This window comes from Inhella inkyongensis, assembly GCF_005952805.1.
Taxonomy (GTDB): domain Bacteria; phylum Pseudomonadota; class Gammaproteobacteria; order Burkholderiales; family Burkholderiaceae_C; genus Inhella; species Inhella inkyongensis.
The window spans coordinates 3,324,452-3,345,929 of record NZ_CP040709.1 but is presented as its reverse complement, the minus strand read 5'-3'; the positions used below and the strand labels follow the sequence as shown (position 1 = coordinate 3,345,929).

The following is a 21,478-nucleotide window of genomic DNA, read 5'->3' as shown; positions in this document are numbered from 1 at the left end:
AGTAAGTTCTTAAGTCAAGGCCCAGCCCGGGCCAAAGGGTGTCGGCATGGGGATACTGGACGATTTGATGGGGCGCAAGCACCCACCTATGCTGGGTTTGGATATCAGTTCCTCCAGCGTCAAGCTGGTCGAATTGAGCCAGAACAAAGCCGGTGAATGGGTGTTGGAGCGCTTCGCCTCGGAGGCCTTTGAGAAGGGCTGGATCGTTGACGGGCACGTCGAGAAGTTCGACGAGGTGGCCGACGTGATCCGTAAGCTGCTGACCAAGAGTGGCACCCGCACGCGTCAGGCAGCCCTGGCCATGCCAGCCTCAGCGGTGATCACCAAGAAGATCATGCTGCCCGCCGGCCTGCGCGAGGAAGAAATGGAGATGCAGGTCGAGGCGGAGGCCAACCAGTACATCCCCTTTTCTTTGGATGAGGTGAGCCTGGATTTTTGCGTCCTTGGTCCCAGCCCCACTTCCGTGGGGGATGTCGAGGTGCTGATCGCGGCTTCGCGCAAGGACCGTGTGCAAGATCGCCAAGGTCTGGCTGAGGCCGCAGGTCTCAAGCCCATGGTGCTGGACGTTGAATCGCATGCCTCGCGCCTTGCCATGGGCCGACTGATTCAAGCCCTGCCAGGCGAGGGCAAGGATGCGCTGGTGGCCTTGTTTGAGATTGGCGCTGACACCACCAGCCTCAAGGTGCTGCGCGACGACGAGTTGCTGTACGACCGCGATCAGGCCTTCGGTGGGGCTCAGCTCACGCAGTTGATTTCGCGGCAGTACGGACTCTCATTCGAAGAGGCCGAGCAAAAGAAGCTCAGCGGTGATTTGCCTGAGGACTATGCAACCCAGGTGCTTGATCCTTTTGTCGACAGCCTGTCGCAAGAGATCGGCCGAGCCTTGCAGTACTTTTTCACCAGTACGCCGCATCACAAGGTTCATTACGTGATGCTCACTGGAGGCACGGCCACACTCAGCGGGCTCAAGGAGCGCGTCACCGATCTGACCGGCTTCGCCTGTATGGTGGTCAATCCCTTTGAAAACATGGTGATTGGCGCCGCAGTGCGTGAAGGCCGAGTGCAGCGCGAAGCTGCCTCCTATCTGACTGCCTGCGGCCTGGCGATGCGGAGGTTCTACGAATGATTCTCATCAACCTACTGCCTTACCGCGAGGAGCGCCGAAAGCGCCGCAAGCAGCAGTTCTTTGCGGGCTTGGGTCTTTCTTTCATGGTTGGCGCGCTGATCGTGGGTCTGGGCTGGCTGTTTTTCCAGCAACTTATCGAAAACCAGCAAAGCCGTAATCAATTCCTGCAAAGCCAGATTTCCCAGCTTGAGGCTCAGATCAAGGACATCGCCAGCCTGCGCGATGAAATCGATGCCCTGACACGGCGCCAAAAGGCGGTGGAAGCCCTGCAGGCCGAGCGGAATATGCCGGTGCACCTGCTCAACGAGCTGGCGACTCTGGCGCCCGAAGGGGTCTACTTCACGAGTGTGAAGCAGGCGGAGCGTTCGGTGACCCTGACGGGATTGGCTCAGACTCAAGAGCGCGTCTCTGAGTTCCTGCGGAATGCGTCCCGCGATGCCCAGTGGCTGGAGCGTCCGGAACTCACTGAAATCAAGTTGGCGAGTGTCACGACCAATTCGCGTGACGCAAAGCGTCTTTTTGACTTCACCCTGAAGCTCACCCTCAAGGGGCTGAGCACAGAGCCGGAAGCCAACGCTCAGGCGCCGAGAAGTTAAGGCAGATATGGCTGAGAACACACGCTTTGATCTGAATGCTTGGGGCCGTGAGGCTGCCGAGCAATTCAAGGGGCTCAATCCCAATGAGCCGGGTCAGTGGCCGCTGCTGCCCAAGCTCGCGGCCTTCACATTTGTGGTTCTGCTCGCTGCGGGGCTGGGTTATGTCTTTCTCCTGGCTGATGAGCAGACCCGACTTGAGGGGGAGGTTGCGCGCGAGCCGGTGTTGCAGGAAGACTTCAAGAAGAAGCTCGGCCAGGCAGTGAACTTGCCTGAATTGCGCAAGCAAAAGAGTCAGGTTGAAGAATATGTGACGCAATTGGAGAAGCAATTGCCGGGGCAGGCTGAAATGGATGCGCTGCTGTCCGATATCAACCAGGCAGGTATTGGTCGGGGGTTGCAATTTGAACTTTTCCGCCCAGGCGGTGAATTAGTCAAAGATTACTACGCCGAAAAGCCTATCGCAGTCCGCGTGACCGGCAGGTACCACGACTTTGGCGCCTTTGCGGCTGATATTTCCAATCTTTCGAGAATTGTGACTTTGCACAATCTGCAGGTGGTTGGCTCAGGTGGTGCCAAGCCCGACGCTCAAGGTCAACTGGCACTGGAAGCGACCGCGCGCACCTATCGCTATTTGGACCCTAGCGAAGTGGCTGCGCAGCAAAAGGCCAAGCCGGGAGCCAAGAAATGATGCGCAAGTGCTTGCCAGCCATTGCGGCAGTGGCCTTTTTTGCGGGTTGTTCAGCCAATTTGGATGAGCTGCACCAGTGGGTCGAGAACGAGCGGCGCATTGCCAAGCCCAATGTCACACCGCTGGTCCCGCCAAAGAAGTTCCAACCCGATGCCTACGAGGCCCAGGATGGGGTAGACCCCTTCAGCACCCAAAAACTCACGGTTGCTGTGCGTCAGGAGGCTGTCCAGCCCAATTCTGTGCTTGCTGCTGAAATGAACCGGCGTCGCGAGCCGTTGGAAGCATTTCCTTTGGACAGCATGCAGATGGTGGGCAGCATGGCCAAGGCAGGTCGGCGCCATGCCATTTTGAAAGTGGATAACCTGCTGTATTACGTAAAGGTTGGCGACTACATCGGCCAGAACTTTGGCCGCATTCTCAAGATCGAGGAGGCCGAAGTGGCCCTTCGGGAGATTGTTCAGGACGCCTCAGGTGAGTGGGTAGAGCGCGTGACGAATCTGTCACTGCAGGAGGCGGCGCGATGAAATTCAAGCAGGAGAAGACTGTGAAGCGATGTGCAAATGCCCTGTTGGCTCTGGCTTTGAGCCTGCCTGGGATGGCCTGGGCTCAAAACGCCATTCGCTCAATCCAAGCGAGTCAACAGGCCGGCGTAGAGGTGCTTCGAGTGGAATTGGAGCAGGCCCTCACCGAGTTGCCGCGCGGCTTCACCATTCAGGCTCCGGCGCGTATCGCCATCGATCTGCCTGGTGTCGGTAACGGCCTTGGGCGTAACAGCATCGACATCAACCAAGGAAATGTACGTTCGGCCGCGATTGCGACGTCCGGTGAGCGGACCCGCTTGGTCGTGAATCTGCGGCAGGCCTCTAACTATCGCGCTGAGATTCAGGGTAACGCTTTGCTCTTGGTTCTTGAGCCCAGTGTCAGCGTGGCACAGACTGCTCCAGAGCACTTTGCGCCCAGTCAGAACAATCAACCACTACCGCTGAATGAACTGGACTTCCGACGCGGTGCCAATGGCAGTGGCCGTGTGGTGGTGGGGCTGGCCAATAATCAGGTTGGGGTGGATATTCAGCAGCAGGGGCAGTATTTAGTCGTTGAGTTCTTGAAGTCCAGTTTGCCCGTTGCATTGCGCAAGCGTTTGGATGTGACCGATTTTGGTACCCCGGTGCAGGCGATTACCGCCTCCCAAATTGGCGACAAAGTTCGTTTGGTGGTCGATCCCAAGGGTGATTGGGAGCATTCTGCGTACCAAAGCGACAATCAGTTTGTGCTGGAAGTGCGCCCTTTGCGCGCTGATCCCAATAAACTGACGCAGGGTCCCGGTTTTGCTGGCGAAAAAGTGTCGTTCAACTTCCAAAGCATTGAAGTGCGTGCTTTGTTGCAAGTGATTGCTGACTTTACTCAGTTTAATGTGGTCACCAGTGATACCGTTACAGGCTCGATCACGCTACGCCTGAAGGATGTCCCCTGGGATCAGGCCTTGGACATCATCTTGCAGGCGAAGGGTCTCGGCGTACGCAAGAGCGGTAACGTGCTGTGGATTGCGCCTAAAGATGAACTGGCTGCCAAGGAAAAGTTGGATCTAGAGGCTAAGGCGGCCGTGGCCCAGTTGGAACCGACCCGGACACAAGCTTTCCAGCTGAATTACACGAAATCCGAAGAGGTCGCCAAAGGATTGACGGGGGCCAATACCGTGGGGGGCGACAAGGCCGCGCGAATCCTTTCGCCCCGCGGCAGCGTCATTTTTGAGTCGCGCACCAATCAGCTTTTCATCACGGACATCCCTGCCAAACTGGAGGAAGTCCAGGCGCTCATTCAGCGAATCGACGTTCCTGTGCGCCAAGTGCTAATTGAGGCACGCATTGTCGAAGCCGATGATAAATTTGGACGTTCGCTAGGTATAAAGCTAGGCGGGGCTGACTTGCGTGGTACAGCCGGTGGCATTCCCGGTTATAGCGTAAGCAATAACAACTATCTGAGTTTTGGTGGTAACTATGATACATCTGGTTATCAGACGGGTCAGATTACCTCCCGACCAACTTTCAATCAAACCCAATTCCTGAATTTGCCTGCAGCTGGATTCAATGGTGTTTCGCCTGCAAACATCGCTGCGACATTGTTTAGCGCAACGGCGAATCGTTTTCTTAATTTGGAATTGTCGGCCTTGGAGGCTGACGGCAAGGGGAAGATTGTTTCGAGTCCGCGAGTTATTACCGCTGATCAGGTTAAAGCCCTCATAGAGCAGGGTGAAGAGATTCCTTACCAGCAGGCGACGTCTAGTGGGGCTACTTCCGTCAGTTTCAAGAAGGCGGTTCTAAAGCTGGAGGTCACTCCGCAGATCACGCCAGAGGGAAATGTCATTTTGGATGTGGATGTAAATAAGGATAGTCGCGGTGTGCTAACTCCTGCTGGCTTTGCTATCAATAACAAGCATGTGAAGACCCAGGTGCTGGTCGAAAACGGCGGTACCGTTGTTATTGGTGGGATCTTTACTCTGGAAGAGGTGGATACGATTAATAAGGTGCCGGTCTTGGGGGATATACCGTTTGCGGGTGTTCTGTTCCGCAATAAATCGCGAATCGCGAACAAGACGGAGCTGTTAATTTTCTTGACGCCTAAAGTGGTTAGCGACAGGGTGGGCGTGCGGTGAGTCGCAGTACGGTACAGGAGAGCGGAATGCATCAGATGTTGAGCGGAATATGGTTGAGAAAATTGCGGCCATACGTTGCTATGAGTTTGATCAGCTTGCTCGTCGCGTGTGGCGGCGGCGGGGGGTCTGGCGGCACTCCAATTAATGGTGGCGGAGGCAATGGGGGTGGTGGGGCTCAACCTCCAGCGTCACTCTCTGATATCAGCATCGTCACTAATCGCAACTCGGTCAGCAATCTCGGATCGGAGACGGTCGAAGTGGCTGTCACGGCTTTGGATGCGAATCGCGCCGCATTGGCCGACGTGCCTGTGACCTTTGCGATCGATTCAGCGGGGGTTGTAACTCCCCAGTCACAAAAGACGGACGCCAATGGTGTAATTAAGGCCATTGCTTCGATTGGTTCGGATCGGACCAATCGAACCATTAAAGTGTTTGTGACCGCGGGAGCCATTAGCAAGTCAATCAGTTTTGATGTTGTTGATAGTGTCACTGGCGGCAAGGTTGCAGATTTGGCAATGACCCTGAGTCGCAGTAGCCTGCCTAGTGATGGCAGTCAGGTTATGGAGGTCTCGGTCAATGCCTTAGACAATCAGCGTACAGCCTTGGGTGGCGTGCCCGTAACTTTCGAGTTGATTGACTCTGTGAGTAGCGGTGGGGCGTTTGTGGTCGCCGGCGGAAGCACAACAGATGCATCAACAGGAAAAATCACAGGGACAGTGCGCCTGGGTTCGAGTCGTATCAACCGATCTCTTTCGGTGAAGGCCACGAGCGGAACTGTGGTGCGCACTATTTCTTTTGATGTTGTGGATCCGCGGACCACTGAGAGTCGGGCCGCGGACTTGTCGCTTCAATTGGATCGAACCAATATCGGCAATGCGGGAAGTGAAGTTGTTAAAGTGGTAGCTACCGCGGTTGATGCAAATCGCAACGTCTTCCCCGGAATACCCGTTACCTTTTCGGTCGACAGCAGCGCGACAATCGCTGTCGCGAACTCTTTGACAAATGCTCGCGGACAGGCGAATGCCGAAGTTCAAATTGGGGCGGATAAAAGCAATCGAATTGTTACTGTAACTGCACGCAGCGAGAACTTGGTGCGGACTGCCGCCTTTTTGGTGTCTGGCGTGACGATTCAGAGTACTGCGGTGCCATCGTTACCCGTGGCTGGAAGCTCCGGTAATCGTGTGGAATTTCGCGTTGTTGATGTGAATCAGTCCGCAATGGCGGGAGTGCAGATAGTAGTACGTCCAAGTATTACTTTTGGCAGTGAGGCTCAAGGCCCGGTTGAAAAGACCGGTACTACAGATGTGAATGGTGCGTACGTGTATACGTACGTAGCCCCAGCCCAAGCCGGGGGACTCGTGTTCACCGCGACTGCGGCTGGAAAGACTGTTGACCAGGAGGTGGTGGTGCCTTCGCCTTCGACTGCGGTGCCGAGTGCAAGTCCGGTTCCAAGTCCTCCGACGTTGACATTGACGCCAAATGTTGTCCGGGTGAATACAGGCGCAGATACCAGCAACCGAACGGAGATTCGAGCGCTGTTTTTGGCGCCGACAAGCAATGCGCCTGTGAAGAATGTGCGAGTAAGATTCGACATGAATGGGGATCCCAACTCCATTGGTGGAACTATTGGTTCGGGCGCCAACATTGTCTATACGGATTCCTTAGGTCAGGCTATCACCAATTACGTACCTGGCGGCCGCGCTAGTCCTACTAATGGTGTAACGATTAGGGCGTGTTGGGATGTGGTTGATTTTGCGGGAGGAACTTGTCCCAACTCTTCGCTTGTCTCGTTCACTGTTGTGAATGATCCACTTTCGATCACGATAGGTACGGACAATTCAATCACTGAGGGTCCGTCTAAACTGACCTACATAAAGCGATTTGTGCTTTTGGTGGTGGATGCGGCCGGAAATCCCAAGTCAGATGTGCAGCTTACGCCTTCCTTGGATTTGTTGGCTTTCAGAAAGGGTTCCTACGCTTTCGATAAAGGTAATGGCGAATGGTATCCTATCGCTGTTAATTCGGACGGGACCACTTCTACCAGTGGTGGTACGAGCCTCTGGCCAGTCTGCCAAAATGAGGACGTTAATCGGAATGGCGCCATTGACAGCGGTGAGGATCTGAATGGCAATGGCCAGTTAGACCCAAGAAAGTCAGATGTCTCTGTCAGTATGGTGGGGTCCACCAAGACCGATGCAAATGGCACTGCGGTCGTTCAAATTGAGTATCCGAAGAATTTTGGGGGATGGGCTCAGGCTCGAATTACAGTTTCAGCAGCTGGAGTTTTGAGCCCACCGGGGGTCGATGTACGGTGGTTGCCACTCGATCCAGCGGCATTGAAGACGGAGACGCCTCCCCCCGCGTTTGTCAATAGCCCGTATGGTGTCATTCGAGTGCTCGGCGGGAATTCATGTGCCAATAAGGACTGAATCGGCCGTTTCTATCGGTGTCATTGCGTGAAGTTCGCACTGGTGGGCTTGCCGGGCTCCGGCAAGTCCAGCGTGGCCCGGCATTTGGCCCAGCACTATGGCTGGGCTAGTTGTGACACCGATACGGTGATCGAGTCGCGGATTGGCATGCCGATCCGCGACTTTTTTGCGCGTGAGGGCGAGGCGGCGTTTCGGGAATTGGAAACTCAGGCTTTGCAGGACTGCATTCAGCGGCCGGGCCCGCTGGTGCTAGCGACCGGTGGCGGCATCGTGCTGCGGGCGCAGAACCGGGAGTTGCTGCGGCAGGGAAGCTTGGTGTTCTATTTGCGCACCACGCCTGAAGAACTGGCGCGCCGGTTGCGCAACGATTCCAAGCGGCCCTTGCTCCAAGGGGGCGATGCGCTGCGCAAATTGCGTGACTTGAACGCCCAGCGTGACGGTCTTTATCGCCAGACTGCTCACTATGTGGTGGAGAGCGGGCGGCCGACCGTGTGGGGGCTGTTGCATTGGATCTGCATGCAGTTGGAGTTAGGCGGCCATGTGCCGCCGCCTAGACCATAAACTGGCCGCATGCCTTTGGAATCTTCCTTCGCTAGGATTGCACTGCCTCCTTTCAACCCCGAGGCCTCTGGTTTGGGTTCTCTGACCATTGATTTGGACGCGCGGAGCTATCCGATTCACATTGGCAAGGGCGGGTTGACAGGGGTGGGTGCCTTGCTGCCCCAAGACTGCACGCGCGTGCTCCTGGTCAGTAATGAGACCGTGATGCCCTTGCATGGCGCTGCGCTCAAGGCTGAATTGGCTTTGAGCGGACGCCCAGTGGATTCCTTCGTCCTCCCCGATGGTGAGGCCCACAAGAACTGGCAATCCTTGCAATCGCTGCTGGAGTTCTGGGCTGAAGCCGGCGCGGATCGCCATTCCGTGGTTCTGGCCTTTGGAGGCGGCGTGGTTGGAGATCTGGCGGGGTGCGCTGCCGCTCTCTTTATGCGGGGGCTGCGATTCATTCAGATACCGACGACCTTGTTGGCGCAGGTTGATTCCTCAGTGGGTGGGAAGACGGGGATTAACTTGCCGCAAGGGAAGAACTTGGTCGGCAGCTTTCATCAGCCGATCGCGGTTTGGGCTGACCAGGGGCTGCTGCGCACCTTGCCGGAGCGTGAGTTTTCTGCTGGTTTGGCCGAAGTGATCAAGTACGGCCCGATCGCGGATTCCGAGTTCTTTTCCTGGCTGGAGGGGGCTATGCCGGCCCTGCGTCAGCGTGACTCGGAGACGCTGGCTCTGGCCGTGCGGCGCAGTTGCGAGATCAAAGCGGCTGTCGTGGGGGCCGACGAGCGTGAGGGCGGGGTACGGGCGATTTTGAATTTCGGCCATACCTTTGGTCATGCGCTGGAGGCCGGCCTGGGCTATGGCCGTCTATTGCATGGCGAGGCCGTTGCGTTGGGCATGGTGATGGCAGCCGAGTTGTCGCATCGGCACTTGGGGACTGACCCCGCTCTGGTGAGTCGGCTGCAGGCTCTGCTGAGGGTTGCGGGCCTACCCATCCGGGCTCCGCGCATGGACCCCGCGCTCTTTATGCAACTGATGCGTGGCGATAAGAAGTCGGTGTCGGGCATGGTGCGCTATGTCTTGATCCCCGCCATCGGTCAGGCCGAGTTGGTTGCTGCGCCGGATGAGATGGCGCTGGCTTGCGTGGCGGCCCACAGCGAATGAATTTGCTCGCTCCTTACGCCTGCGATCCGGCGCGCAGCTTGGGTCGGCGTCATGCAGAGGCCGCGGCGGCCGATCGCACACCCTTTCAGCGCGACCGCGACCGCATCGTGCATTGCTCGGCGTTTCGGCGCCTGGTCTACAAGACCCAGGTGTTCTTGAACCACGAGGGGGATCTTTTTCGCACCCGGCTGACCCACTCTTTGGAGGTGGCGCAGCTCACGCGATCGATGGCGCGAAGTTTGAGGCTTGATGAAGACCTGAGTGAGGCCATCGCCTTGGCCCATGATCTCGGTCACACGCCTTTTGGCCATGCGGGGCAGGACACCCTCAATGCCTGCATGGCGCCGTATGGCGGCTTTGAGCACAACTTGCAGAGCCTGCGGGTGGTGGATCGTTTGGAGCGGCGCTACGCCGGCTTTCCAGGCTTGAATTTGAGCTTTGAGACGCGAGAAGGCATCCTCAAGCATTGCAGTCAGCGCAATGCGCGGGCTTTGTGCGCGCTGGAGCCCGGCGGTGTGGGCGAGCGATTCCTCTCCGGTCACCAGCCTTCGCTGGAGGCGCAGCTGTGCAATTTGGCTGACGAGTTGGCCTATTGCGCCCACGATCTGGACGATGGGGTTCGTTCTGGCTTGCTGCCCTTTGCGGCCTTGGAAGAACAACCTTTTGTCGCGCCCCTGATCGATCAGGTGCGGCGCGAGGAGGGGGCGGATCTACACCCCCGGGTGCTGCTCTACACCACGCTGCGCCGCTTGCTGCGTTTGTGCGTCACCGATCTGGTGGACCATACGCGTCAGAACCTGCTGGCGCATGCGCCGCTGGATGTGCAAGCGGTGCGCGCCTTGGGTCCATTGGTGGCATACAGCCCGCCCATTGCGGCCGCGCTGCAGGCGCTCAAGTCTTTTTTGTTCGCCCGGCTCTATCGCCATCCGGAAGTGGAGGCTCAGCGAGCCCCTGCGCAGCGCCTGCTGGCTGATTTGTTCGGTATCTATCTGGAACAGGGCGTTCCCGATCCTCGCGACGAGGACCCCGCCCGGGCTGTGGCGGATTACCTCGCTGGGATGACCGACCGTTTCGCCATTCGCGAACACCAGCGCCTGACCGGACTGCGTCTGTTCCCCAGCGAGTGATTCCCGCCTCAGAATAGGGGACAGAGTGACTTCCGGAGAGGCCGCATGGCCCGTCAGGCTCGGCTGGTGTTAGCCGGTCAACCGCATCATGTTCTGCAGCGCGGCCACAACCGCCAACCGGTGTTCATGGACGATGCGGATCGCCAAGCCTATTTGGACGCCCTGCGCGAGGCCACGCGTTTGCATGGTGTGCTGGTCCACGGCTATGTGTTGATGCCCAACCACATTCACCTGCTGGTCACACCGCACGAGGCGGACGGGTTGGCCCGCGCCATGCAGACCCTGGGTCGTCGCTACGTGGCCGGCTTCAATCGCCGTCATGGACGCTGCGGCACGTTGTGGGAAGGGCGCTTCCGCACCACCCTGATCGAGGCCCCGCTGTTCTACGCAGCGGCTTTGCAATACATCGAGCAACATCCCCAGCGAGCCGGGCTGGTGGATACCGCAGCTGACTACGCCTGGAGCAGCGCGGCCCACCACTTGGGTCAGCGTCGCGATCCGCTCATCGCCGAGCACGCGGCGCACTGGGCTCTGGGCAACACACCCTTTGAGCGCGAGCTGCGCTGGCGTCATGCCCTGGCCGAGCCGCTGGCACCGGACCTGCTGAGTCAGCTGCGGCGCCATGTTCACGGGGGCTGGCCGCTGCTAAGCCCAGCCCGGGCATCCCAGTTGGCGCAGCAACTGGATCGGCCGATGAGCGCGAGGCCGGTCGGGCGTCCCCGCTTGCACTCTGTCCCCAATTAACCGCGAAGCCTGCTTTCTTGGTCTTTGTTATTGACTCTGACCCCATTTGGTTTCGAGTGAGTTACGCCCTTTGAGCGGATAGGCTCCGTGCAGTTCCCTGCCGGAGTCCAAGATGTCTGCCGTTCCCGCTACACCCGCATTGGCCCCTATCCGTCCTGCCGACGAGCTAGAGCGGCAGCACTTGGCCGGCCACGGCCTGTACCGACCCGAGCAGGAGAGGGACGCCTGTGGCGTGGGCTTTGTGGCCCACATCAAAGGGCAGCGCAGCCACGCCATCGTTCAACAGGGTCTCAAAATTCTCGAGAACTTGGACCACCGCGGTGCTGTCGGGGCCGACAAGCTGATGGGTGACGGCGCGGGCATCCTGATCCAGATCCCTGATGAGTTCTACCGTGCCGAAATGGCAGCTCAGGGCGTGAGCCTGCCGCCTCCTGGCGAGTACGGCGTAGGCATGATCTTTTTGCCCAAGGAGCACGCCTCGCGCTTGGCCTGCATTCAGGAGTTGGAGCGCGCGGTGCGTGCCGAGGGCCAGGTGCTGCTGGGCTGGCGCGAGGTCCCGGTGGACCGCGAGATGCCGATGTCCCCGGCGGTGCGTGAAAAGGAGCCCATCCTCAAGCAGGTCTTCATCGGCCGAGGCCCCGACGTGATCGTGCCCGATGCGCTGGAGCGCAAGCTCTATGTCATCCGCAAGACCGCCAGCTCCGCCATCCAGGCGCTGGGGCTTACGCACAGCCGCGAGTACTACGTGCCTTCGATGAGCTGCCGCACCGTCATTTACAAGGGTCTGTTGCTGGCCGATCAAGTGGGCGTCTATTACAAAGACTTGGCCGACCCCCGGGTAGCCTCGGCCCTGGCCCTGGTGCACCAGCGCTTCTCTACCAACACCTTCCCCGAGTGGCCCCTGGCCCATCCCTACCGGATGGTGGCCCACAACGGCGAGATCAACACCGTCAAGGGCAACTTCAACTGGATGCGCGCGCGCGAGGGTGTGATGAAGTCCCCCGTGCTGGGCGAAGACTTGAAGAAGCTCTACCCCATCAGCATGGCGGGGCAGAGCGACACGGCGGTGTTTGACAACGCGTTGGAGCTGCTGGTCATGGCGGGCTATCCGTTGGCCCATGCCGCCATGATGATGATCCCCGAGGCCTGGGAGCAGCACGAGCTGATGGACGAGCGCCGCCGTGCCTTCTATGAATACCACGCCGCCATGATGGAGCCCTGGGATGGCCCGGCCGCGATGGTCTTCACGGACGGCCGGCAGATTGGCGCCACCTTGGATCGCAATGGCCTGCGCCCGGCGCGCTATATCGTGACCGACGATGACCTGGTGGTGCTGGCTTCGGAGTCCGGCGTGCTGCCCATCCCCGAGAACCGCATCGTCAAAAAGTGGCGCCTGCAGCCCGGCAAGATGTTCCTGATCGATCTGGAGCAGGGCCGCATCGTCGAGGACGACGAACTCAAGGCGCAGCTGGCCAGCAGCCGGCCCTATCGCCAGTGGATTGAGAACGTCCGCATCAAGCTCGACAGCATCCCCGCCCCCGCCGATGCACGGGCGCCCGAGTTCCCTGAGTCCCTGCTGGATCGCCAGCAGGCCTTTGGCATGACGCAGGAAGATTTGAAGTTCCTGCTCAGCCCGATGGCGGCGACCGGCGAGGAGGGCATCGGGTCGATGGGCAATGACTCGCCGCTGGCGGTGCTGTCCGACAAGAACAAGCCGCTCTACAACTACTTCAAGCAGCTCTTTGCGCAGGTGACCAACCCGCCGATCGACCCGATCCGCGAGGCCATCGTGATGAGCCTGAACAGTTTCATCGGCCCGAAGCCGAATCTGCTGGACATCAACGCCATCAACCCTCCGGTGCGCCTGGAGGTCGATCAGCCGGTGCTGGACTTTGCCGATATGCAGCGGCTGCGCGATATTGAGCGGCACACCCATGGCAAGTTCAAGAGCTACGAGCTGGACATCTGCTACCCGGTGGAATGGGGCAATGAGGGGGTCGAGGCCAAGATTGCGAGCCTGTGCGCTGAGGTCGTGGACGCGCAAAAGAGTGGCCACAACATTATTCTGATCAGCGACCGCCGCGCCAGCCGCAGCCAGTTGGCCATCCCAGCGCTGCTGGCGCTGTCGGCCATCCACCATCACCTGGTGCGTGAGGGCCTTCGCACCACGGTCGGCCTCGTGGTCGAGACCGGCTCGGCTCGCGAGGTGCACCACTTCGCGGTGCTGGCGGGCTTTGGCGCCGAAGCGGTGCATCCCTACCTCGCGCTGGAGACTCTGGCCGCGCTGCACCAGGATCTGCCGGCGGACTTGAGTGCCGAAAAGGCCATCGCCAACTACACCAAGGCGGTGGGCAAGGGCCTCTCCAAAATCATGTCCAAGATGGGCGTGAGCACCTATATGAGCTACTGCGGTGCTCAGCTCTTTGAGGCGGTGGGCCTGCAGAAGAAGCTGGTGGACCAGTACTTCCGTGGCACTCCGACCCAGGTGGGGGGCATCGGCATCTTCGAGGTGGCCGAAGAAGCGCTGCGCATGCACCAAGCGGCCTATGGCGACGACCCGCTGCTGGCCCAGATGCTGGATGCCGGCGGTGAATACGCTTGGCGCGCCCGCGGCGAAGAGCATATGTGGACCCCGGATGCCATCGCCAAGCTCCAGCACAGCACGCGTGCCAACAGTTTCGAGACCTATAAGGACTACGCCCAGATCATCAACGACCAGAGCCGTCGCCACATGACCTTGCGCGGCCTGTTCGAGTTCAAGTTTGATCCCTCGCGCGCCATTCCCTTGGAAGAGGTGGAGCCGGCGGCTGAGATCGTCAAGCGCTTCGCAACCGGGGCGATGTCGCTGGGCTCGATTTCTACCGAGGCGCACACCACCCTGGCCATCGCGATGAACCGCATCGGGGGCAAGTCCAACACGGGCGAGGGGGGTGAGGACCCCGCGCGCTATCGCAACGAGCTCAAGGGCATCCCGATTGCGGCCGGCACCCAGCTGTCTGAAGTGATCGGTGCCAATGTGGTGGAGGCCGACTACAGCCTGAAAGCTGGCGACAGCCTGCGCTCCAAGATCAAGCAGGTCGCTTCAGGGCGCTTTGGCGTCAACGCCGAGTACCTGGTCAGTGCCGATCAAATCCAGATCAAGATGGCCCAGGGCGCGAAGCCGGGCGAGGGCGGGCAGCTGCCTGGCGGCAAGGTCAGTGACTACATCGGCAAGCTGCGCTATTCGGTGCCGGGTGTCGGCCTGATCAGCCCGCCGCCGCATCACGATATCTACTCGATCGAAGACCTCGCGCAGCTGATTCACGACCTGAAGAACGTCAATCCGCGCGCCGACATCAGCGTCAAGCTGGTGTCCGAGGTGGGTGTGGGCACCATCGCGGCCGGTGTGGCCAAGTGCAAGGCGGACCATGTGGTGATCGCCGGTCATGACGGCGGGACCGGGGCCTCTCCTTGGAGTTCCATCAAGCACTGCGGCACGCCGTGGGAGTTGGGCCTGGCCGAAACGCAGCAGACCCTGGTGCTGAACCGACTGCGCGGTCGCATCCGCGTCCAGGTCGATGGCCAGCTCAAGACCGGCCGCGATGTGGTGGTGGGTGCCCTGCTGGGTGCAGACGAGTTTGGCTTTGCTACCGCGCCCCTGGTGGTGACGGGCTGCGTGATGATGCGCAAGTGCCACCTCAACACCTGTCCGGTGGGTGTGGCCACGCAAGATCCGACCCTGCGCGCCAAGTTCAGCGGCCAACCTGAGCATGTCGTGAACTACTTCTTCTTCATTGCCGAGGAAGTGCGTTCTCTCATGGCTCAGCTGGGGGCGCGTCGCTTCGAAGACTTGATTGGGCGTGCAGATTGGCTCGATACCAAACGGGGCATTGAACACTGGAAGGCGCAGGGCCTGGATTTCAGCCGTGTGTTCCATCTGCCCAGCCTGCCCGCCGAGGTGGCGCGCCAGCACCGTGAGAGCCAGGACCATGGCCTCGAGCGCGCGCTCGACAACAAACTCATCCAGCGCTGCCTGCCCGCTTTGGAGCGCGGTGAACGCGTGCAATTCATGGACGACACGCGCAATGGCAATCGATCGGTGGGGGCGATGCTCAGTGGCGAGCTGGTGCGACGGCATCCGGAAGGGCTGCCCGATCACACCATCTTCATGCAGATGGAAGGGGTGGGTGGCCAGAGTTTTGGCGCCTTCCTGGCCAGTGGCATCACGCTCTACCTGATCGGCGACGCCAACGACTACACCGGCAAGGGCCTGTCGGGTGGACGCATCGCGGTGCGCCCTTCCATCGACTTCCGCGGCGAGGCGGCGCACAACATCATCGTGGGCAATACCGCGCTCTACGGCGCCACGCGCGGTGAGGCCTTCTTCCGTGGCGTGGCCGGCGAACGTTTTGCCGTGCGCTTGTCGGGCGCCAGTGCCGTGGTGGAAGGGACCGGCGACCATGGCTGTGAATACATGACCGGCGGCACCGTGGTGGTACTGGGTGCCACGGGGCGCAACTTCGCGGCTGGCATGAGTGGCGGCGTGGCCTATGTGTATGACGAGGACGGCCAGTTCGCCAAGCGTTGCAACACCAGCATGGTGGCCCTGGAGTGTGTGCTGCCGCGTGATGAGCAGGACGGCGCCTGGCATGCCATCGACGGCCAGGCCCAGCCCGACGAGGCCATCCTCAAGCGCCTCATCGAAGCCCATCACAAATGGACCGGCAGCCTCAAAGCCCGGCAGTTGCTGGATCACTGGGCCGACAGCCGCGCTCGCTTTGTGAAGGTGCTGCCACACGAATACAAGCGCGTACTGGTCGAGCGTGCGGTCAGCGCAAACCTGGCGCCAGCCCCGGCCGCCCTGGTTCGATAAGGAGTATTGGCAATGGGAAAGACCACTGGCTTCATGGAGTACGCGCGACTCGAAGAGGGCTATGCCCCGGTCAAGGCGCGCCTGACCCACTACAAAGAGTTCGTCATTGGCCTGGATGCGGCGGCCAGCAAGATCCAAGCCGCACGCTGCATGGATTGCGGTACGCCCTTTTGCAACAACGGCTGCCCGATCAACAACGTCATCCCGGACTTCAATGACCTGGTCTATCGCCAGCAATGGCAGGCGGCGCTGGCGGTGCTGCACAGCACCAACAACTTCCCAGAGTTCACCGGCCGGATTTGCCCGGCGCCTTGCGAAGCGGCATGCACCGTGAACGTGAATGGCGACGCGGTGGGCATCAAGTCCATCGAACACGCCATCATCGACCGGGGATGGGCCGAGGGGTGGATCCAGCCCCAGCCCCCCCAGCAACGCAGCGGCAAGACCGTTGCGGTGGTGGGCTCAGGCCCGGCTGGGCTGGCCGCGGCCCAGCAATTGGCGCGGGCCGGTCATGCGGTCACCGTGTTCGAGAAGAATGGCAGAGTCGGTGGTTTGCTTCGCTATGGCATCCCGGACTTCAAGCTGGAAAAGATGCACATCGACCGTCGCGTGGCGCAGATGGAGGCGGAAGGTGTGCGCTTTCGTACCCACACTTTGGTCGGGGATATGCCCAAGGAAGGCCCCGGCGCCCGGGTGATGAACGAGGCCACCGAGGTCGTGAGCGCTGCACAACTGCAGACCGAGTTTGATGCGGTGCTGCTCGCCGGCGGCGCCGAAACGCCCCGCGATTTGCCGGTGCCTGGCCGAGAGCTCGACGGCGTGCACTTTGCGATGGAGTTCTTGCCGCAGCAGAACAAGGTCAACGCCGGCGACAAGGTCAAAGGGCAGATTTCTGCCGCCGGCAAGCATGTGATCGTGATTGGGGGTGGCGATACCGGCAGCGACTGCGTGGGCACCAGCAACCGCCATGGGGCTCTGTCGGTGACCCAGTTCGAGCTGATGCCGCAACCGCCTGAACAGGAGAACCGCGCACTCACCTGGCCCTACTGGCCCATCAAGCTACGCACCAGTTCGAGTCATCAGGAGGGCTGCGAACGCGTGTTTGCGATTGCGACCAAGTCCTTCAATCCGGGCAGTGGCCGCGACAAGGGGCGTGTGAAGAGCCTGACCACCGTTCAGTTGGAGTGGCAGGGCAGCAAGTTCAAGGAGGTGCCCGGTAGTGAGAAGGAGTGGCCGGCCGACCTGGTCCTGCTGGCCATGGGCTTCACGGCGCCGCTGGCTAGCGTGCTGGAATCTTTTGGCGTGGCGCGCGATGCTCGCGGCAACGCGCTGGCACATACCGATGCGGTGGGCGGCTATGCCACCCCGATCCCCAAGGTTTTTGCGGCGGGCGATATGCGGCGGGGTCAGAGCCTGGTGGTCTGGGCCATCCGGGAAGGGCGCCAGGCGGCGCGGGCGGTGGATCAGTTCCTTAAAGGGTGCAGCCTTTTGCATCGATGATCGGCTACCTCCGCTGTGCATACAGGCGCTAGACATTCTGCGCGCGCCCCAAGCGCGCGGTGAACCTTAACGGCAGAACTGGCCAAGTTTTGCCCTACTTTGCGCACACTGCTGCGGTCCTGGGTCATGCGGATTGCCAATCGAGGTTGTGTGGCCGTCGGGGGGGGGGCAGTGCAGGCCGGTGACGAGCCCCAACTCAAAAGCGTGAAGCCGATGGCGGCCCAGCTAACGCCGTCCAGTGCGCCGGAGAGGCGCTAGTTATTACATCGTTTTGTCCCAGCCCGGTCCGACGAACAGTAGCTGCTTCGCAAAGCACAGCGGCTCTTGCCCTAGATGGACACCAGTGAAGGCGGATGGGGACGGGCCACAAAGGCCGAGTGCTGAGCTATCAACACGGGCTTTCGCGCTGATACAAATTGGTGCCGCCTGTCGCGGGTAATGCATCGAAGATCTGGTCGTCGCCCCCCACTGTGACTTTTGCGCGGTGCCGAGACTCCTTGGCAGGCATGATGTCCCTTACCGCGAATTCAAGGACGATAAGACATGTGCGGACCGCACACCAGTTGACGGTGCCCGGCGTGGCGTTGACACACGCCAAGATGAATCAGACCGAGGAACTTGTAGGCCATGAAAGCGAAAAACTGTCTACCGAACGGATTCACGCTCATTGAGTTGATGATTACTGTGGCAATTGTGGGGATCTTGGCCGCAGTGGCGCTGCCATCGTACCGAGATTACGTACGTCGTGGAGCACTACCGGATGGCACTGCAGGGCTGTCCACGCTACGTGTAAAGCTTGAGCAGTATTATCAGGATTTCAGAAATTTCGGCGCCGCCAGTTGCAGTAATGGGACTATTGACCTGGGAAAACTGGCGGACAAATTCACCATTACTTGCGTTTTGCAGAATAGTGGGCAAGGTTATATTGCAACCGCAACTGGAAAGGCCGGCACGCCTGCTGATGGGCATGAGTACACTATTGATCAGGACAATAATCCAACCACGGTGACATTCAAGGGAGGGGCATCGGGTAAGAGCTGCTGGCTTATGAGAGGCGACGAATGTTGAAGCAAGAATTCATACGCGGCATGACTCTTATAGAGGCGGTCGTGGTGATGGCTTTGTTGGTGTTGACGCTGGCACTTGTGGCGCCCTCTGTTGCGGATTGGATTAGGGATCTTCGAGTTAGATCTGGTGCCGAATCTATTAAGAACGGATTAAGTATTGCTCGAGCTGAGGCTTTGCGCAGAAACACTGCGGTGGGTTTTTGGATGGTAGAGGACACAGGATCTCGAATTCCGGGTAACGCTTGCGTGTTGTCTTCGCAGTCGGCCGCCTGGGTCGTGAGCATTTCCGATCCCACGGCTGCTTGCGGAGCTGCGCCATCGCTGACTGCCGCACCGCAATTGGTTCAGCGATCGAAGGCCGAAGAGAATTCCACTGCATTGAAAGTGGCTGCCGTTGATGACGCCGGCAATTCGATTAACAGGGTCATTTTTAACGGCTTGGGCCAGGCTCCTGCCGTAGCGACACGTTACACAATCGATGTAGAAGCCACGAATGGGCAAGGACGCCGACTGAGGGTGGTGGTGGAGTCAGGCGGCCTGGTACGAATGTGCGAACACGGCGTTGCAGCGGGCGATCCTCGGGCATGCCCGTTGTGAGGAGTGAAAGGCGATGAACAAGCACAAAACGCAGGGAGTTGCGATCCTGGAAGCATTGGTCGCAATATTGATATTTTCAATTGGAATACTTGGCCTGATAGGCTTGCAAGCGGCTATGACGCAGGCGCAGACGACGGGAAAAATCCGATCGGATGCTGTTAATTTGGCTGAAGATTTGTTCGCCTTAATTCAAACAGATCATCAGTCGAATCTGACTCAATATCAAACAGCCAACTGTGCAACTTATTCACGCTGTGCAGATTGGCTGGCGAAGGTCAGCAGATTGTTGCCAGGGGCAGGGACTCCGGCAATTGCCCGCAATGCGACCAGTGGACTTGTTACGGTAACGCTGAATTGGGCGGAGCCAAACGGCCAGGCGCATCAATACGTCGCATCGATGACTTGGAATCCATGAAATGAAAACCTCTGGGTGCGCTCGAGAAGCATCAGGTGGATTCACCTTGATTGAGGTAATGATTGGCGTTGCCATTGGCCTGTTTGCGACTGTGCTTGTAGCCAAGGTACTGGCCGTGTCGGAAGGTTGGCGGCGGGGTTCGACCTCCGGCACGGATGCTCAAGTGAGTGGCGGACTTGCTCTATATGAAATTCAAAGAAGCCTAAAAACTGCTGGTTATGGGATAGCAACCGAAGGCAATGCTCTCGGTTGCATTCTTTCAGCGGAAAAGAGTGGCGTGGCAATTGCAGGCTTGCCTGCAAGACTGGGGCCGGTACTGATCACAGCAGGTGGGGCCAACGCGCCTGATGCAGTACGGGTGATCAGGAGTTCAAAGCCGCAGTTTTCGATACCGATAACGACAGCAGCGCCATTTTATGTGGCGGGTGCCACTGTTTTGAATGTTGTTTCGTCTTTGGGGGTCGACCAGGGAGATTTTTTGCTTTTAACAAGCGGGGTAGATGCCAATTGCCAGGTGCTGGAGGCTGGGGCGGTTGTGGCGCAAAACGCGATCCCGATCTCCAGTGCCAATGGTTGGAGTACGGCGGTTTTTCCGGATCTCGCTCCGACGACGGCCACTATTGCCATAAATCTCGGGCAATTGATCGATCAAACATATTCCATCGATGCAAACAATAATTTAACTGTTGACACGCGGAATATTGCGCGCGCTGGCTCAGTGCAGAGAGTCCAGAGCAACATCGTAGATTTGATGGCGCTTTATGGGAAGGATACGAATGGTGATGATGTGGTGGATCTATACGACCAGGTTTTACCGACTAGCAATGCTCAATGGTTGGCAGTTCGCAGCATACGAGTTGCGGTACTCGCGCGCAGCGCTCAATTTGAAAAAGAGGACGTAACGCTGTCTGCTCCGGAGTGGAATCTTGGCAGCAGCGCGGTGACCACTGGTAGTTATGCCTGCGGAGCGTCAAGCTGCCTCAGGCTGAGGACGGGCGGCGCGACTGATTGGAAAAGGTATCGGTACAAAGTCTTTGAATCGGTGATCCCATTGCGCAATGTTATCTCTCGTGCTGACGCGGTGATTGGGGTGATCACGCCACCGGCCCCAACACCTTGATCCCGAATGACCCATATGTGCAACTCACTTGGCTCGGCTCGGCCTCGTGCTGACAGCTATGTTTGGTGTTTCGCTGGCACGCAGTCTGCAGGCCGCAAAAACGCAAGCTGATAGTGACCTCAAAAGAGATACTGCATGATTCCTAGAGAGCACCATGTCGCTGCACGCCGTTGGTCCCCAAGCCACCAGCGTGGAATATCCTTGGTATTTGCGTTGCTGGGTCTGGTGACTTTGACACTGGGCGCCGTCGCGCTACTACGGGCAGTTGACTCTGGTTTGTTGGTCCTCGGAAATGTGAGTTTCAAGCAGGAAACTCTGGCTGCGAGTTCGGTCGGGGCCGAGAGCGCAATCAATTGGTTGAATAATCAGGCCAATCTTGACAATAATATTCCAGCTAGCGGATATTCTGCCACGCTGCTACCTGCTCTTGAAGGGGGGGGGCCCAGATCCGACCTTCCTGCCAATACGCCAGCCGTGCTAATTGATTGGGACGGCAATAGCTGCGCTGCATCAGGACTGAATGGCCGAACAGTTGGCGCATGTATCGGGCAACCGGTTAGTGTGCAACCCCCGGCTGGAACGCTGCCTGGCATGACGATTCAGTACTACATAACGCGGATGTGTGCCTCTGTAGGCCCAGTTCAAGGTAACAACTGTCTGCGCCCATCAAGTGTTGTTGGAGTGGACGATACCGACGCGATTGAAAAGGGTGACAAACGCTACGGGAAGGCCAATCCAAGGCCTCGCACCGTGCCGCCGCAAGTGGCTTACTACAGAATTATCACAAGGGTAACTGGTGTCCGGGGGACGGTGAGCTACTCTGAAACGATGGTGTTCTTTTAAGGGCTAGCCTGCGG

General features: G+C 59.0%; 16 protein-coding genes. All 16 read left to right on the top strand.

What is annotated here, in order from left to right; all coding sequences use genetic code 11:
• Window positions 1-46: 46 nt before the first annotated feature.
• The 16 genes from FF090_RS15820 (at window position 47) to FF090_RS15745 (ending at window position 20,621) form a co-directional block, all read left to right on the top strand.
• Window positions 47-1,126 (top strand): pilus assembly protein PilM, encoded by a 1,080-nt coding sequence (locus FF090_RS15820; protein ID WP_138857637.1) that lies wholly within the window; start codon window positions 47-49, stop codon window positions 1,124-1,126.
• Complete coding sequence (locus FF090_RS15815; RefSeq protein ID WP_138857636.1) at window positions 1,123-1,722, top strand: PilN domain-containing protein; 600 nt, start codon at window positions 1,123-1,125, stop codon at window positions 1,720-1,722. The genes FF090_RS15820 and FF090_RS15815 overlap by 4 nt, the downstream gene beginning before the upstream one ends.
• Window positions 1,723-1,729: 7 nt before the next feature.
• Entirely contained in the window at window positions 1,730-2,410 is a 681-nt protein-coding gene (locus FF090_RS15810; RefSeq protein WP_138857635.1) for a type IV pilus inner membrane component PilO, read from the top strand.
• On the top strand, window positions 2,410-2,934 hold the full coding sequence (locus FF090_RS15805; protein ID WP_138858422.1) for a pilus assembly protein PilP: 525 nt from the start codon (window positions 2,410-2,412) through the stop codon (window positions 2,932-2,934). Before FF090_RS15810 ends, FF090_RS15805 begins: the two co-directional genes overlap by 1 nt.
• Window positions 2,931-5,060, top strand: coding sequence for a type IV pilus secretin PilQ (locus tag FF090_RS15800; protein WP_138857634.1), 2,130 nt, complete (start codon window positions 2,931-2,933; stop codon window positions 5,058-5,060). The genes FF090_RS15805 and FF090_RS15800 overlap by 4 nt, the downstream gene beginning before the upstream one ends.
• A 26-nt stretch (window positions 5,061-5,086) precedes the next feature.
• Entirely contained in the window at window positions 5,087-7,489 is a 2,403-nt protein-coding gene (locus FF090_RS15795; RefSeq protein ID WP_138857633.1) for an Ig-like domain-containing protein, read from the top strand.
• Between the two features lie 27 nt (window positions 7,490-7,516).
• A complete protein-coding gene (locus FF090_RS19640; RefSeq protein ID WP_138857632.1) occupies window positions 7,517-8,050 on the top strand; it encodes a shikimate kinase in 534 nt (177 codons plus the stop codon).
• A gap of 72 nt (window positions 8,051-8,122) precedes the next feature.
• On the top strand, window positions 8,123-9,199 hold the full coding sequence (aroB, locus tag FF090_RS19635; RefSeq protein ID WP_138857631.1) for a 3-dehydroquinate synthase: 1,077 nt from the start codon (window positions 8,123-8,125) through the stop codon (window positions 9,197-9,199).
• Window positions 9,196-10,326, top strand: a complete 1,131-nt coding sequence (locus FF090_RS15780) for a deoxyguanosinetriphosphate triphosphohydrolase (protein ID WP_138857630.1) — start codon at window positions 9,196-9,198, stop codon at window positions 10,324-10,326. Before aroB ends, FF090_RS15780 begins: the two co-directional genes overlap by 4 nt.
• Before the next feature lie 45 nt (window positions 10,327-10,371).
• Window positions 10,372-11,070: a transposase gene (locus FF090_RS15775; protein WP_138857629.1), complete on the top strand. Its 699-nt coding sequence runs from the start codon at window positions 10,372-10,374 to the stop codon at window positions 11,068-11,070.
• Window positions 11,071-11,182: 112 nt separating this feature from the next.
• Window positions 11,183-15,922, top strand: a complete 4,740-nt coding sequence (locus FF090_RS15770; protein WP_138857628.1) for a glutamate synthase-related protein — start codon at window positions 11,183-11,185, stop codon at window positions 15,920-15,922.
• Between the two features lie 12 nt (window positions 15,923-15,934).
• Complete coding sequence (locus FF090_RS15765) at window positions 15,935-17,422, top strand: glutamate synthase subunit beta (RefSeq protein WP_138857627.1); 1,488 nt, start codon at window positions 15,935-15,937, stop codon at window positions 17,420-17,422.
• A gap of 627 nt (window positions 17,423-18,049) precedes the next feature.
• Window positions 18,050-18,490: a type IV pilin protein gene (locus FF090_RS15760; RefSeq protein WP_138857626.1), complete on the top strand. Its 441-nt coding sequence runs from the start codon at window positions 18,050-18,052 to the stop codon at window positions 18,488-18,490.
• Window positions 18,484-19,086 (top strand): GspH/FimT family pseudopilin, encoded by a 603-nt coding sequence (locus FF090_RS15755; RefSeq protein ID WP_138857625.1) that lies wholly within the window; start codon window positions 18,484-18,486, stop codon window positions 19,084-19,086. Before FF090_RS15760 ends, FF090_RS15755 begins: the two co-directional genes overlap by 7 nt.
• Before the next feature lie 13 nt (window positions 19,087-19,099).
• The gene (locus FF090_RS15750; protein WP_138857624.1) at window positions 19,100-19,501 is read left to right on the top strand and encodes a type IV pilus modification PilV family protein; all 402 of its coding nucleotides are present in this window, start codon (window positions 19,100-19,102) and stop codon (window positions 19,499-19,501) included.
• A 1-nt stretch (window position 19,502) separates the two neighbouring features.
• The gene (locus FF090_RS15745; RefSeq protein ID WP_138857623.1) at window positions 19,503-20,621 is read left to right on the top strand and encodes a PilW family protein; all 1,119 of its coding nucleotides are present in this window, start codon (window positions 19,503-19,505) and stop codon (window positions 20,619-20,621) included.
• Window positions 20,622-21,478 lie beyond the last annotated feature (857 nt).